The 14728-nt window shown below is 58.9% G+C and carries 14 protein-coding genes; 4 read left to right on the forward strand and 10 right to left on the reverse strand.

Features of this window, described 5'->3' with window-relative positions:
• Position 1 precedes the first annotated feature (1 nt).
• The 5 genes from ACR0LN_RS01565 to ACR0LN_RS01585 all read right to left on the reverse strand — a co-directional run bounded on the left by ACR0LN_RS01565 (position 2) and on the right by ACR0LN_RS01585 (position 5030).
• On the reverse strand, positions 2–2896 hold the full coding sequence (locus tag ACR0LN_RS01565; RefSeq protein ID WP_480427284.1) for a formate dehydrogenase subunit alpha: 2895 nt from the start codon (positions 2894–2896) through the stop codon (positions 2–4).
• 153 nt (positions 2897–3049) lie between these two features.
• Positions 3050–3238 (reverse strand): ubiquinol-cytochrome c reductase iron-sulfur subunit N-terminal domain-containing protein, encoded by a 189-nt coding sequence (locus ACR0LN_RS01570; RefSeq protein WP_170487117.1) that lies wholly within the window; start codon positions 3236–3238, stop codon positions 3050–3052.
• 58 nt (positions 3239–3296) lie between these two features.
• A complete protein-coding gene (locus ACR0LN_RS01575; protein ID WP_480427286.1) occupies positions 3297–3908 on the reverse strand; it encodes a TorD/DmsD family molecular chaperone in 612 nt (203 codons plus the stop codon).
• Between the two features lie 4 nt (positions 3909–3912).
• Positions 3913–4479, reverse strand: coding sequence for a DUF3306 domain-containing protein (locus ACR0LN_RS01580; protein ID WP_480427289.1), 567 nt, complete (start codon positions 4477–4479; stop codon positions 3913–3915).
• Positions 4476–5030 carry a DUF3305 domain-containing protein gene (locus ACR0LN_RS01585; RefSeq protein ID WP_480427291.1) on the reverse strand — a complete coding sequence of 185 codons (555 nt, stop codon included), beginning with the start codon at positions 5028–5030 and terminating at the stop codon, positions 4476–4478. Before ACR0LN_RS01585 ends, ACR0LN_RS01580 begins: the two co-directional genes overlap by 4 nt.
• A 232-nt stretch (positions 5031–5262) precedes the next feature.
• Between ACR0LN_RS01585 and ACR0LN_RS01590 the strand changes: the two genes are divergently transcribed.
• Positions 5263–7215, forward strand: a complete 1953-nt coding sequence (locus tag ACR0LN_RS01590; protein WP_480427292.1) for a 4Fe-4S binding protein — start codon at positions 5263–5265, stop codon at positions 7213–7215.
• Here ACR0LN_RS01590 and ACR0LN_RS01595 read toward each other — a convergent pair.
• On the reverse strand, positions 7209–7937 hold the full coding sequence (locus ACR0LN_RS01595) for a hypothetical protein (RefSeq protein WP_480427294.1): 729 nt from the start codon (positions 7935–7937) through the stop codon (positions 7209–7211). The two genes, ACR0LN_RS01590 and ACR0LN_RS01595, sit on opposite strands and share 7 nt — an antisense overlap.
• 108 nt (positions 7938–8045) lie before the next feature.
• On the opposite strand from ACR0LN_RS01595, the gene ACR0LN_RS01600 reads away from it, so the two are divergent.
• From ACR0LN_RS01600 to ACR0LN_RS01610, 3 genes are read left to right on the forward strand one after another with little or no spacing between them, the layout of a single operon-like run.
• The gene (locus tag ACR0LN_RS01600) at positions 8046–9107 is read left to right on the forward strand and encodes an Mrp/NBP35 family ATP-binding protein (protein WP_480427295.1); all 1062 of its coding nucleotides are present in this window, start codon (positions 8046–8048) and stop codon (positions 9105–9107) included.
• The gene (locus ACR0LN_RS01605; RefSeq protein WP_480427297.1) at positions 9104–9796 is read left to right on the forward strand and encodes a biotin/lipoate--protein ligase family protein; all 693 of its coding nucleotides are present in this window, start codon (positions 9104–9106) and stop codon (positions 9794–9796) included. The genes ACR0LN_RS01600 and ACR0LN_RS01605 overlap by 4 nt, the downstream gene beginning before the upstream one ends.
• On the forward strand, positions 9796–10275 hold the full coding sequence (locus tag ACR0LN_RS01610; RefSeq protein ID WP_480427300.1) for a DUF6505 family protein: 480 nt from the start codon (positions 9796–9798) through the stop codon (positions 10273–10275). Before ACR0LN_RS01605 ends, ACR0LN_RS01610 begins: the two co-directional genes overlap by 1 nt.
• On the opposite strand, the gene ACR0LN_RS01615 is transcribed toward ACR0LN_RS01610, so the two are convergent.
• The 4 genes from ACR0LN_RS01615 to ACR0LN_RS01630 form a co-directional block, all read right to left on the reverse strand.
• On the reverse strand, positions 10272–10772 hold the full coding sequence (locus ACR0LN_RS01615; protein ID WP_480427302.1) for a flavin reductase family protein: 501 nt from the start codon (positions 10770–10772) through the stop codon (positions 10272–10274). The genes ACR0LN_RS01610 and ACR0LN_RS01615 overlap by 4 nt on opposite strands.
• 88 nt (positions 10773–10860) lie before the next feature.
• Positions 10861–12273 carry a 3'-5' exonuclease gene (locus tag ACR0LN_RS01620; RefSeq protein ID WP_480427304.1) on the reverse strand — a complete coding sequence of 471 codons (1413 nt, stop codon included), beginning with the start codon at positions 12271–12273 and terminating at the stop codon, positions 10861–10863.
• 1 nt (position 12274) lies between these two features.
• On the reverse strand, positions 12275–12793 hold the full coding sequence (locus ACR0LN_RS01625; protein ID WP_480427306.1) for a hypothetical protein: 519 nt from the start codon (positions 12791–12793) through the stop codon (positions 12275–12277).
• A 45-nt stretch (positions 12794–12838) separates the two neighbouring features.
• Complete coding sequence (locus ACR0LN_RS01630; RefSeq protein ID WP_480427307.1) at positions 12839–14662, reverse strand: DUF294 nucleotidyltransferase-like domain-containing protein; 1824 nt, start codon at positions 14660–14662, stop codon at positions 12839–12841.
• Positions 14663–14728 lie beyond the last annotated feature (66 nt).

Genomic DNA, 14728 nt, shown 5'->3' on the forward strand with positions numbered 1-14728 from the left:
CTTACGCTGACCAGATTTTGCAGAGAGTCGCTTTGGTCTCTTGCATCTGGGTCACTGAATCGTAGCCATAAGTCTGGGCGGTATTGGTACTTTCACCCAGCACATAGGGATCGGCGCCTTTGGGGTACTTTTCCCTCAGGTCCTCGCCCTGGAAATGGCCACCAAAGTGGAACGGCATGAAGGCCACGCCGGCACCGACCCTGTTGGTCAGCATCGCCATCACCTTGACCTTGCCGCCTTCGGGGCCTTCGACCCAGACCTGCGATTCGTCGCGAATACCAAGGTTATTGGCATCGCGCGGATTGATCTCGACGAACATGTCCTGCTGAAGCTCGGCCAGCCACGGGTTCGAACGTGTCTCATCGCCGCCGCCTTCATATTCGACCAGACGACCTGACGTGAGGATTATTGGATAATCCTTTGAAAAGTCGTTCTTTTGGATCGAGGCATAAAGGGTGGGAAGGCGGTAAGCCTGACGGTCCTCGTAGGTTGGATAGTCCTCCACCAGATCGCGCCGATTCGTATAAAGTGGCTCGCGATGCAGTGGGATCGGATCCGGGAAGGTCCAGACGACCGCGCGGGCTTTGGCGTTCCCGAAGGGCGCACAGCCATGCTCGATCGCGACCCGCTGGATACCACCCGAGAGGTCGGTCTTCCAGTTGGTCTCTGGTCCCGCAACGGCGTCGATGGCTGCGCGTTCCTCAGCCGTTAGGTCACCGTCCCAACCAAGGTCCATCAGCATCTGCATCGTGAATTCGGGATAACCATCCTGAATTTCCGAACCAACGCTATAGACCCCTTCGGCCAGCAGGTTGTCGCCATCCCGTTCCACGCCAAAACGTGCGCGGAAGGTCAGGCCACCTTCGGCCACCGGTTTGGACATGTCATAGAGGTTCGGTGTCCCCGTATGACCCATCTCAGCCGTGCCCCAGCAGGGCCATGGCAGGCCGTAATACTCGCCGTCGTTCGGTCCACCAATGGCTTGCAGCGTGGTTCTGTCGAACGTGTGCTGGTTGGCCATATGGCTTTTCAGACGTTCCGGCGACTGACCGGTATAGCCGATGGTCCAGAGGCCCGAGTTGAACTCACGCGTGATGCTTTCAACATTCGGGGTTTCGGGGTCCTCCATCTCGATATTGCGGAACAGACGATCCGCCCAGCCGAACTTGTTGGCGAACTTGGCCATGATGACCTCGTCCGGCAGGCTTTCGAACAGCGGATCAACCACCTTGTCGCGCCACTGAAGCGAGCGGTTCGAGGCCGTGACCGAGCCACGGGTTTCGAACTGCGTACAGGCGGGCAACAAGTAGACGCCATCGGTGCGGTCATGCAGAACGGCGGAAACAGTGGGATACGGGTCGATCACGACCAGCATGTCCAGCTTCTCCATCGCCGTCTTCATTTCCGTCATCCGGGTCTGCGAGTTGGGCGCGTGGCCCCACAGAACCATGGCGCGGACGTTGTTGTCCTGATCCATGTTGGCCGGGTCTTCCAGAACACCGTCGATCCAACGAGAGACCGGGATGCCGCGCTCATTCATCAGCGGCTTGTCCTTGCCTTCCTTGTCCTTGATCGTGGCGAACTGACCTTTCAGCCAATCCAGATCCTCACCCCAGACACGGCTCCAATGGCCCCATGCCCCTGCGGACAGGCCGTAATAGCCGGGCAGGGTGTGGGACAGAACACCAAGGTCCGTCGCGCCCTGCACGTTGTCATGGCCACGGAAGATGTTGGTGCCACCACCCGAGGTGCCCATATTGCCCAGAGCAAGCTGAAGCACGCAGTAGGCGCGGGTGTTGTTGTTGCCGTTGGTGTGCTGCGTCCCACCCATACACCAGATCACGGTGCCGGGGCGGTTGTTGACCATGGTCCGGGCAACACGTTTCAGTTGCGAGCCGGGAACACCGGTTACACGTTCGGTCTCTTCCGGGTTCCAATTGGCAACTTCGGTGCGGATTTGATCCATACCCCAGACACGGGTGCGGATGAACTCTTTGTCCTCCCAACCGTTGTCGAAGATGTGCCACAGGATGCCCCAGATCAGGGCGACGTCTGTGCCGGGACGGAACCGCACATACTCATCCGCATGCGCTGCGGTGCGCGTAAAGCGCGGGTCGCAGACAATCAGCGGGGCGTTGTTCTGCTCTTTCGCGCGCAGGACATGCAACAACGAGACGGGATGCGCCTCGGCCGGGTTGCCGCCGATGATGAAGATGGCGCGAGAGTTGTGGATGTCGTTGTACGAATTGGTCATGGCGCCGTAGCCCCATGTATTCGCAACACCCGCAACTGTGGTCGAGTGGCAGATACGCGCCTGATGGTCAACGTTGTTCGTGCCCCAGTAGGCGGCGAACTTGCGGAACAGATAGGCCTGTTCGTTGTTGTGCTTGGCCGAGCCCAGCCAATAGACGCTGTCCGGCCCGGATTCCTCGCGGATGCTCATCATGCCGTCGCCGATCTCGTTGATCGCCTCTTCCCAGCTGATGCGCTTCCACTCGCCGCCTTCCTTTTTCATTGGATACTTGAGACGGCGTTCGCCATGGGCGTGCTCGCGGACCGAAGCCCCCTTGGCGCAGTGTGCACCCAGATTGAACGGGCTGTCCCAACCGGGTTCCTGCCCGATCCAGACGCCGTTCTGCACTTCGGCAACAACCGTACAGCCGACCGAACAGTGGGTGCATACGGACTTGATGTTCTCAACGGCGGTGTTCGCCGCTGTCTGGGCGCTGGCCGGCGTCACGGTTCCACCCGTGGCGCTGATCGCGGCAAGGCCGCCGATCGTCAGGCCCGAGCCACGCAGGAATGCGCGGCGATCGACGGTTTTCTCGCCGATCTGGGACAGGATACTTGTCCGCTGGGGGCGTCTCGCAACCCCGTTGGTCTTTTTCCTTAACATTGGTTTCCTCCCTTGCTCGCCGTGTAAGCCACGGCTGGCTTGGTACTGCTGATGCCGACATCAGGGCCAATCGCAACCGTCCGTCGGGTGGTGACATCGTCCGGCTGGTGAACCGGGCGCAGTCGTCGTGTTGGAAACGCGCAGTAAAGCTGCTTAGAAGCGCGCGCTGTCCAGATACGCGCGGGTGTGCGCCGTATCCTGCATGCGGGTTTCATCCGTCGGCAGCTCGGCTGCTTCGGCTTTTCCGCTGAGGGTGGCTGCGGCAACAGCAGCAGGTGCTGCGGTTCCGGCCAGCTTGAGGAAGTCGCGGCGCGTGGCGCCTTCTTCCTTGGTCTTGCTCATGGGCTTCTCCTCTCCCATTTGCGATCTAGCGCCAATTCGGGCGCTGGCGAGTTGCGGGTTATACCGCCGTCATTCGGAAGGCTTCGCGTTCGATCTCCATAAACACCCGACCGGCAGTCCCGACCGAGGCATAGAGAACCGACGCTTCGGCGGCTTCCAAATCCGAATAGAAATGTGTGGCCCAGGGGCCGATATGTTTGTTCCAGAACGCCTTTTGGTTTTCCAATGAGGCAGGCGCGCCAAAGCGGCCTACGATCATGCCCGCCATCATCTCCATCAATGAGGCGATGTTGTCTTCGGGTTCGAACACGTTCTGCGCTCGGGTAATACCGCGCGCGGCCATGTCGTTTCGTAACTGGGCCAGAGGTTTCTCGTTCAGGAACCCGGTGAGGTAGAAGCTGGCATAGGGCAGCAGTTCGCCCCGACCCAGCCCGATGAACAGCGCGTTGAATTCGCGTTCGGCAGCGGCAGGTTTTGTAACTTTCGCCACACGCGCCATGGCCTGGATGGCCTGACCCAAATCTGTCTCGTCTCCGGTCAGCCCGGAAACCTGATCCAAAAGCATCTGATCCGGCGGGGCGGCCAGAAGCAGCCCAAGGAAGTTGTAGAAATCCGCGCGCAGGCGATCCTCGGCCGAGACATCCAGATGTTGCGCGTTGCTTGCGGTCATAGGGTTATCCTTCGAACTCAAATTTCATGCGGCGTGGGGCAGGGGGCAGCTCTGCTTGCTCTGGTTCGTCAATTTCGGCGACCAGCACGGGTTCCGGTGTGGGCACTTCCATCACGTCCGGTTCAAACTGCGGTTCTTCCGCGTCCGTCTCACTTTCATCCTCTTCCACTTCAGCGGTCAAAGCTTCGACATGGGCCAACATGCCTTTGCCCACCTGATAGGCGGTCTGGATGTTTTCAATCACGCATGCGGCGTCGGTATAGTCCTCGCCGTAATCGACCAGACCATCCACATTGGCGAGTACCGGGTTCAGCCGCCACAGCCGCCGTAAAGCGCGGCGGCGCAGACGGTCGGGCACAGCCTTGGCCATAAAGCCCGAGACCTCATCCCCGGCTTGTAACTGATCGGGGTCAGGCAGGTTGAACTCGGCCAATAATTCGGCGTCGCTCTTTTCTTCCTGCTCCGCGTGCTGTTCCGCGATGGCCTGTTCCTCGGCCGCGACAACCTCGGCTTCGGCCTCGGCCTGTACGGCGGCTTTGCGGCGGGACCAGAAATCGCGGGCTTGGGTCATTGCACGATCCTCCGCGGGGCGCGGTAGACGTCTGATGCCTGACGGATACGGGCATCGCCTTTGCCGTCCTCGACCAAGTCCGTTCGTTTCTTGTCACGGCGGCGTTTGACGAAGACTTCGTCGCGGTGATGTTTCAGCGCGAAATCCCGCACCCATGCGATCAGCCCTTCGGTCATCGGGATTTTCTCGACGATCTCTTCTCCGGTATCCGCGTAGTCCTGTCCCTCGAACGGGGACGCCGTGACCAGCACCGCATCCATTGGACGCTCACCATCCAGCGCATCGCGCAGAACAAGGTAGATCGAGGGCTGACCGTCGGACAGGTTGACCATGTAGGCCTCGGTCTCGTCCACCCAAAGGGTTAAGGGGAGGGTGGCTGCGTGGTATTCCACAGCTTGACCCTCGCGGCGCAACTCGTGCCAATCGGCAGGTCCGGCACCCGGCAACACGGCAACCGCGCGCCAGTTCCATTTCGCCCAGCGAGTAACACCGGGTGTTTTGCGCACGACGACGCCGATTGGCATTTCAATCTGGCTTGCGGCCTCGGCCACTTAGTCCTCCCCGGAAGGCTCTCCCCTGCCTTCCCCAAGGTCCACTATGGTACACAAACCGGCCTTGTGCCAAGCCTCAATTGTCTGACGATTGCGCGATCATCAATTGTTTGCGCTTTATATCCCGCTCAAACAGCTGGTTATGCCGACAGTTTCATGACCGGGGATTGCCACTTTGCTCAGACACCCTAAGCTGAAACCAATAAGGGGATGACGTCCGGGAGGGGAGGCCATGGGCACAAAAATACTGTTATGCGACTGTGCGGGGACGCAGGACTTGGATGCAGAGAATATAGCGTCCGCTTGCGGGGTCGAATGTTCCAAAGTTCACACGGCGCTGTGCACGACCCAACTGGAGAACGCAGCAGCATTGATGCAAGATGGGGATACGGTGATTGCCTGCGGGCAGGAACAAGAGGTCTTCCAGGCTCTTGCGGAAGAACTGAATATCGACGCCCCCGGGTTTGTGGACCTGCGAGATCGTGCCGGGTGGTCTGAACAAGGTGGTGACGCCACGCCCAAGATGGCCGCCTTGGCCGCCGAGTCGCTGCTGCCGCAACCGATCACGCCCAGTGTGGACGTCATTAGTGAAGGCACCTGTTTCGTGATTGGGCCGGGTGCGGTTGCTTTTGATCTGGCTGAGCGGTTGTCCTCTGTATTGGCGGTGACCGTGTTAGTAACGGATGATGCACGGCCGATGTCGCGGGCGTTTGACGTGATACGCGGACAACTTCGGTCGTTGAACGGTGCATTGGGCAAATTCTCTCTGCAATTGAACGGCCTGCAGCAGCTTGAACCGGGTGGTCGCGGGGCATTCAAATGGTCTCAGGCCCGCGACGGCGCGCGTTCAACCTGTGACATAGTCATCGATCTGACCGGAAGCACCTCGTTCGTCCAGGCGCCCGCCAAGCGCGAAGGGTATTTGCGAGCCGATCCCAAGGATGCCGTCGCCGTGGAACGACTGGCGTTTGAGGCGGTTCAACTGGTGGGTACGTTCGAAAAGCCGCTTTATGTGAGAATGGAAGAAACGCTTTGCGCTCATTCTCGTGCCGAACAGGTCGCCTGCACCAATTGTCTGGATATATGTCCGACCGGCGCGATTACTTCAGCGGGCGAGCACGTTGCCATCGATCCGATGATTTGTGCCGGATGCGGAGAATGCGCAGCGGTCTGTCCGTCGACCGCAATCACTTATGAGGATCCGCCGGTCTCGGCCCTGTTGTCACGGATGCACATTCTTGCACGCACTTACCGGCGTGCAGGGGGCGAAGCGCCCCGGCTATTGGTGCATGACGCTCACGGGACCGAGATGATCCGGTTGGCGGCTCGGTTCGGGCGTGGCCTGCCTGCGAATGTCATTCCGCTGGAGTTGAATGTAATCTCGGGCTTTGGTCATGCCGAGATGTTGGCGGCACTGGCCCACGGATTTGCGCGGGTGGATGTGTTGCTGGCCCCGACGACTGAACGCGATGCGTTGGACCGGGAACAGGAACTGGCCCAAGCAATCGCTGGGTCGGATTCGATGGGGTTGATTGATGATGCCGACCCCGACGTGGTGGCCGATTTGCTTTATGCACAGGACGTTCCGACGCCTTTGACTGATCCGGTGCTGCCGCTGGGCAACCGCAGACAAATCGCGCGGCTATCGGCGCAGGCGCTAAATCCGCAGGCCGAGACCCCTCTGCCACTACCTGAGAATGCGCCCTATGGGGCTGTCGCGGTAAACACGGACGCATGTACGCTGTGCCTTAGCTGTGTGTCGCTGTGCCCGTCCGGTGCTTTGATCGACAATCCCGACAAACCGCAATTGAACTTTCAGCAGGACGCCTGCCTGCAATGTGGGCTTTGCAAGGGCATTTGCCCAGAAGACGCGATTACATTGGTTCCGCAGCTGGATCTGAGCGATGCAGCCTTGTCGCAGCAGGTATTGAACGAGGAGGAACCCTTTGCCTGTGTCGAATGCGGTGCTTTGTTTGGCGTGAAATCCACGGTCGAACGGATCATGGAGAAACTCTCGGGCACGCATCCGATGTTTGCCACCTCGGACAAGGCGCGGATGATCCAGATGTGTGATAATTGCCGTGTAAATGCGCAATTCCAGCAGCAGGACAATCCGTTCCAGTCTAATCCAAAGCCAAGGGTGGTTACGACTGACGATTACTTTTCAAAACGCAAGGATCACTGAAGCTGCAGCGGCGCGCCCAGATCGGCTGCCTTGAGTACCGAGACAAAGGCCAGAATCGCCTCTAGCTCGTCCAGCGTCATCTCAACGGGGTGAATAGGAGAGGGGCGCTCTGGTGCGAAAGGCGGCGTCAGGCCGTCGATTTGGGTGAAAGCGGGATGGGGGTTCAACGCAAAGAACGCTTCGAACCGTTCTGACCAGTCAGGCATCGCGCGCAGCACTGCGAATGAGGGTGTCGAGCCAAGCCCGTTCATCCGGTTCTTGGGGCCGATTACATGGCAACGGCCGCAATGGGTCATCGACAGTTCCTCGCCCCACGCGGCATCGCCGTCGATCACCGCATCTTCATTTGCGATGGTTACTTCGAACGTGGCAGAGAAAGGAACGCCTTGTGTCGGCGTAAAACTCTCAACAGTGTTCTGGCCTATGTCTGACAGCAACCAGTCGCGGAACCTTTCGTGGCGCGTGTCGTTGCCGATCCGCAGGTGATAGACCAAACCGTCGCGGGCAAAGACAGGATCACCCGGCGGCGATGTTTCCAGCACCAAAACACCCGCATCATCTGCAATAACCCGTATCCCGGTCTTGAGAGAGAAGCGTGGAAGAATATGTTGCAACAGACCAGAGTCTTTAACCTCGTCGGGGGCGGCAAGCCCTATGGCCTCTTGTGACCAAGAGGGGGTGGCGGAGAGCGTCAGGCTCAGGCACAAGAGGACAAAGCGCATGGCTCAGCCTAACGGGCACGCCCCAAATGCGTCAAATGAACTGAATGAGACGGAGACACTTGCAATGAAGATCAACCTCATGGTGGGGCAAATCAACGGGGTGAAGGCATGAGTGTCCGTGACGCGGTTCTAGCGAACCTGAAAAAGATCACCGACCCGGTTTCTGGCCAGGATATCGTCAGCGCGGGTGTCGTTCGGGCGCTGAACGTCGAAGGCGATACTGTGCGTTTCGTGTTGGAGATTGACCCCAAGCAGGCCGAGCGGATGGAGCCCGTCCGCGCGGCCGCTGAACAGGCCGCACAGATGGTGGACGGCGTGGCGACTGTATCGGCCATGATGACCGCACACTCGGACAAGGCACCGCCTGATCTGAAGCCCAAGCCGAAGCCCTCGCAAACCGGACCGCAGGCCGTTCCGGGTGTTGACCGGATCATTGCAGTTGCTTCGGGCAAGGGCGGTGTGGGCAAGTCCACCGTGTCTGCGAACCTTGCCTGCGCGTTGGCGGCTGAAGGGCGCCGTGTCGGTCTGTTGGACGCGGATGTTTACGGCCCATCTCAGCCTCGGATGCTGGGTGTCTCGGGCCGCCCGGCCAGCCCTGATGGCAAGACCATCCTGCCGCTGCGCAATCACGGCGTGACTATGATGTCGATGGGATTGATGACCAACGAAGGGCAGGCGGTTGTCTGGCGTGGTCCAATGTTGATGGGCGCGCTACAGCAGATGATGAACCAGGTACAATGGGGTGCGCTAGACGTGCTGATCGTCGACCTGCCGCCCGGCACCGGTGATGTGCAACTGACGCTGAGTCAGAAGTTCAAGGTGGATGGTGCCATTGTTGTTTCGACCCCGCAGGACGTGGCCCTGATCGACGCCCGCAAGGGGATCGACATGTTCAACCAACTCAAGACGCCGATCGTCGGGATGATCGAAAATATGTCGACCCATATCTGTTCGAACTGCGGGCATGAGGAGCACGTGTTCGGCCATGGCGGTGTCGCGTCCGAGGCCGAAGCTTTGGGCGTTCCACTGCTGGGGGAAATCCCGCTGCACCTTGATATTCGCGTTGCGGCGGATGGTGGTGCCCCGATCGTTGTCAGCAAACCCGATAGCCCGCAGGCCGAAGCGTTCCGCTCTATCGCCCGCGACATGATTGCCAAGGGCAAAGCATGAGCCAGCCGGTCTTCCCCCCCTTGCTGGCGGGTCATCCGGTGCAGGGTGGGGAAGACCCGTTCGAGCGTGCTCAGGCCATGGCGGCGCTGGGCTGCGATGCCGGGACCGTTGTTTACAACATTCAGTCCGACCGGCTGCGGGTGGCGATTGTCTTTGCGCCCGAAGTACCTTTGCAGGACGCAATGGCGATGTTGCCGCTGTGCGCAGTAGGGTTCCAGAACGCACTGGGCGCGCTGGCCCCGCCCGAGGTCGCAGTGCATCTGGGGTGGGACGGACTGATCTGCGTAAACGGCGCGAAATGCGGGATGTTCCATGTTGCGGCCTCGACCAGCGAACCCGAAGTAGAGCCGGACTGGCTGGTCGTTGGCTGGGAACTTGCGCTGCTACAAACCGCAGACAACCCCGGAAAAACGCCGGATATAACTGCGCTATATAACGAAGGCTGTGCCGATGTCTCGGCAGAGCGGCTTGTTGAAAGCTGGTCGCGGCATATGCTGACTTGGCTGAACCGCTGGCAAGAGGACGGCAACGCTCCCCTGCACGGCGAATGGATGGGCCTGTTGCGCGGCGTAGGAGAGCCGTGCGAGACAGGGGTATTTCTGGGCACGGATGAGCGGTTCGGTATGCTGATCCGAGATGGCAGCGAAACACGACTGCGCCCGCTGACGGAACTGTTGGAGAAGGTGTGATGAAACTGGCTCGTGCGATACATTTCGACGAAAGCGATATGAACGTGTTTCACTCTCCGGCACGAACGGGGGAGTGGTGTATTTCGGGCGGGTTCGAATTCTCAAACTGGGGGCAGGCCGATCTGGAAGGCAAAGCGCGCCAAGCGTTTTTAAACGGTTGGCTAGGGATAGAAACCTTTGGGCGCGTAACCTTTGTGGCGGTCACGCAGATCGAGCAGGCGGAACTGGACCAAATCGCACAGAATCTGGCTGAACATTTCGTCCAATTCTACGGAGCGCCTTCAGTTGAGGTCGCCTTGAGTGTCGCGCAAACGGAAATCTCCCACATGGCTGAACTGTGCGAGGAACACGCGCCAAATACTCTGCTTACAGTGGTGCGTGAATTGTCCCAGACTGGCGTGCACGAAGCATTTCGCATCATCGCACCTCAAGAGACCCAGCTTGAGGCGTTGGCCGTTCACGGCTCGATAGACGATTAAAGCAGGTCAGCGAAGCCACCAAATTGCCCGCGCTTGAAGATCAGGCCTTTACCGGTGCGGTACATCACCTGTTCGACTTCGCCGACAAGGATCAGGTGATCTCCGGCCTCGTGTTTGGCGTGAAGCTGACAGTCAAACCGGGCCAGACAATTGGACAGCTGAGGGCGACCTTTATGGTCCGGTTCCCAGTTTGCATGCGAAAAATCCAACCCGTCGCGGGCGAATTTCAATGCTTGTTCCTGCTGTTCTTCTGCCATCACATGGATCGAGTAGTGCTGGCACGCGTTGAACGAGTTGAAGCGGTGCGAATCTTTAGCCAGGCACCACAGCACCAAAGGCGGGTCCAACGATACTGACGAAAACGAGTTCACTGTGATGGCGCGCGGGCCGTTTTCAGTGTTCGTTGTGATGACGGTCACGCCGGTGCCATAACACCCCAACGCCTCGCGAAATGCGACGCTTTGATCTGGGGTCGGGGTAAAGGTTTTCTTTGTCATCGTCCGCTCAAGCCATGGCCTGCATCAGGTGCCACGACCTGCGGGAATTGTCCATGAAAAGCTGAGTCTTGCATGAACAAATTGACGCTTAGTTCAGATCTTCCAGAAGACGACCGTGCTGACGGGTCGCTTCGATAACGGCACCAAAGGTTGTCATGCCACGGGCCTGCAGCATCGGCAGCATTTTAACCAGCGCCTGGGCCGTGGCAACTGCGTCTCCCAATGCGGTGTGGCGCAGCTCATGCGGAATGGTGATCTCTAGCCGGTCGCACAACGCGTCCAACGTGTGTTTGTCGCTGGCACCGAATAGGACAGCCGACAGCAGAACCGTGTCCAGAATGGGATGATCCCAATCCACTTCCATGCGCTTGGCGTGGCGTCGCAGAAAGGCCATGTCGAAGGGCGCGTTATGGGCAACGATGACCGCATCGCGCGCAAATTGATGGAACCTACGCCCGGCTTCGGTAATGTCCGGTGCGCCCTGAACCATGCGATCGCTGATCTTGTGCACCTTGGTCGAGGCTGGCGGAATCGGTATCCCGGGATCGACCAGAATATCCAATCGCTCGCCATTTACGATGCGTCCGTTCACCACCCGAACCGCACCGATCTGGACGATCTCATCCTTGTGCGGCAGCAAGCCGGTGGTTTCAGTGTCGAACACGACAAAGCATAGGTCCTGCAACGCGAGGGTTTCAAATTGCCCTCCGACCGCGCTGGTCAACAGATCGAAATCATAGACCAAGGGCCGAGCGGCCTCGGGTGAAATATTCGCCGCACTTTCATCGAATATAAGCAAATATCCCGGCGCATCGCCCAGAGGTTTCATTCGGGCGGTATATGTTTGCGCACCGTCGATGCTGGTCAGGGTGCAGTCGACTTCGAACCCGGATTTCGACAATTTATCATAAGCTTGTTGCAGTGCATTGGGCTGCAGGTATTCGAAAAGAGAGGCGTTCAGGCGGGGATGCGCGATCTGAGCGAGAACCCCAGCCGCTTGCCCGTCATAAAGTACGATCTTGTGTGTTGGGCTGGCTAAAACCATCGCCACCGGGATTTCGGTCAGCAGAGCAGTCAGCCTTTGTTTTTCCGCCGCCAGATGGGCGGTTTCGGCGGCCACGGCCTCGGCAACGTCCAGAGTTTTGCCTGATAGCTGATCTGCTAGCCCAGCAGCAGCAGGGGCCAGATCGCCAAGGTAACGCGCGGCTTGCATGTCAACATCTGTGCTGACGCCCGCATGGGCGCGGGCACGCAGTTGGGCTGACAACCGTTCAATAGGCTTGGCGACATTGTCGTCAAACATCAACCAGATCGCGATGATCAGGGCGATAAACCCAAATCCCATGATGATTTCAGCCAGGATGAAAGCATTTACTAGGCTAGGATCGGCGACTCGCAGATAACTGATCCAGAGCGCCACTGAACTGACGGCCAGCGCCCCAACAGCGAGCAGACAGAAGAACAGAAATATTCGTACGCGCAGGCTTAGCCGGGTCAGCATGTTACACTCCGCAGGTGGCCTCGACGATTGGATCTTGGGCGCTGACGCTTAGCCAGTCGGCGTTCAGGAGGCGGCCATCGTCTCCGAATTCGGCTCCGTCGGCCAGACTAGCGCGGCTATTTGCGGCGCAGTCGACGGCGATCGGCAATTTCGATACCGGGGACCAGCGGCCAAAGAAATACATGTCCGCCAACCGTTGTTCCGGCACTTGCTCGTTGGTTCGGACCGAGGCGGTATCAACTGCCGCAAATCGGTTGACGAAGGGGACAGCGTAGGTCCACGGGCGGTAGAAGGCTTTGCTTTCAACCTCTTGCACGATTTCCATACCCTCGGGCAGCGTGTCGACGGTGCGGTCATACCAGGAATACTCGCTGGCGATCGTCATGCCGATCATGCCCAGACCGGCGGCTACCGGCGCTGCCCAGCGGGGCAGGCGGCCGCCCGTCAGTTTGTTCAGCACCATCACCACGCCAGCGAATGCAAAGCCTGCAAATATTGTGCCGATCAGTTCCAGAAACATGTGTCTCTCCGCGTATCAGGCGATTGCGCCCGTTCAATTTAATGCCTAACCCAGCATACCTTTGCCATGGCCCACCGCCGACTGCATTGTTTTTACAACGACAAAAGCATCACGCAGGTGGCTTCGCTCAAAATCCGACAAGGTGGACGGTGGCAGGTAGTTGTCGGGCTTTTCTTCGGATTTGACCAGCCTTACCTGATGCTCTAGCCGCGTTTCTGCAATCAAATCATAGGCGTCCAGCAAATCGCGAGCACCCGATGCACTAAGCACATTTGCAGCTTCGGCTGCTTTCAGACGCGCGCGGGTGTTGGCCTCGGTCAATTTCCCTTGCAGGCTGTAAACGCGGGCTAGGTCAACCACGGGAACAACGCCGTTATGCTTTAGATCCAGCGTGTTGCGATGCTCACCCGAACGGATGGTGGCAAAGCCGCGCAGCAGGCCCAGAGGCGGAGTGTGTTTCAGAGAGTTCGAAATCATGTGCGCCACGAAGATCGAGTTCGCATTCGCCGCCGCCAGCGTGTCGGCCTGCAGATCAGCGAACAGCTCGAAAGCCCCACCGATTGGGCGAAGGTCAAACATGACCGAGGCCAGCATCTGCGCTTCGGGGTTGGGTTTGGCAATCCATCCGTTGAAGTAGTCGCGCCAGATACGCACCGGCTGACACCAGCGAGGATTTGTCGCCATCATGTCACCGGGACAATAGAAATATCCGCAGGTGTCCAGCCCGTCCGACACAAACTTAGCCAGATCCGCGAAATAGGCCATGTCGTCTTCGGTCGCGCTGTCGTCCAGCATCAGGCAGTTGTCCTGATCCGACACCCCCGTCTGTTCCTGCCGTCCTTGCGAACCGCAGGCCAGCCACAGATAGGGTACAGGCGGTGGCCCCAGTTTCTTTTCAGCCAGTGCCAACAGACGTCGAGTAGCAGTGTCGGCGATGTCGGTGATCAGGCGGGTGACAATCTCGTGCCGGTTCCCACCAGCAACCAGTTGCACCAAAAGCTGCGGAATTTCCGCCGTGACCAATGCCATCTCAGCGGCTGAATTGGCATTGGCGATGCGGCGTACCAGTTCGGCCGAATTGACCGCCTGGTAATGGGTCAAGTCGGTCTGAGTGACGATTCCAACCAGCTTGCCGCCCTCGGAAATCGGGATGTGACCGATCCCACGCTCCATCATCACGTGAAGGACGTCCGAACCGATATCGGTGGGTGAAAGCGTCACCGGATCAGGTGTCATAATGGCCGAAACCGGCGTGTCCTCGGGCATTCCATCCGCTACGTATTTACCGGAAATGTCCCTCAATGTGGCGATGCCCAGAAAATTGTCACCCTCGCTGATGCAGAGCGACGAGATATGGCGGTCTCGCATCATTTGTGCCGCTTCGCGTACCGGCATCGAAGGTGGGCAGACCGCCGGGTTGCGGGCCATGAGCGTGTCAATCGAACTGGTCGCAAGACTTTGCGGGCCAGTGCGCTCACCCCGTGTGCGATTGAAGAATTTGGCGACGACGTCGTGGTCGTCGATCAACTCGCGCACAACGTTCGGGGGCAGCACCATCAGAACGGACGGCGTATGTGCGTGTGCGTGCGTTGCGGCTTTGCCGTCTTTCAGCAGGCCACGTTCACCAAAGGAATTGCGCAGGCCAAGATGCGAAACGACGGCGCCATTTTCGTCCGTGATCTCAACCTGTCCTTCGTAGATCACGAAAACGCCGGGCAGGGTGTTGCCCAGTTCGTATACAGGAAACCCTTCGTCGACCTCCCATACTTCGATCTGCTTGGCCAGATCATCCAGCGTTTCCGCGGGCAGGGCGTCATAGGGGTGTACGGATTTCAGAAACCGGGTGATCTGGTCATGGGACAGGGGCATCAGACACTCCTTGGATTCTGGTTGAAAAATCCCGCCCGGTGGTGTGCCGGGCGGGAACAGTAGATC

It is taken from the genome of Ruegeria sp. AA6 (assembly GCF_056542865.1).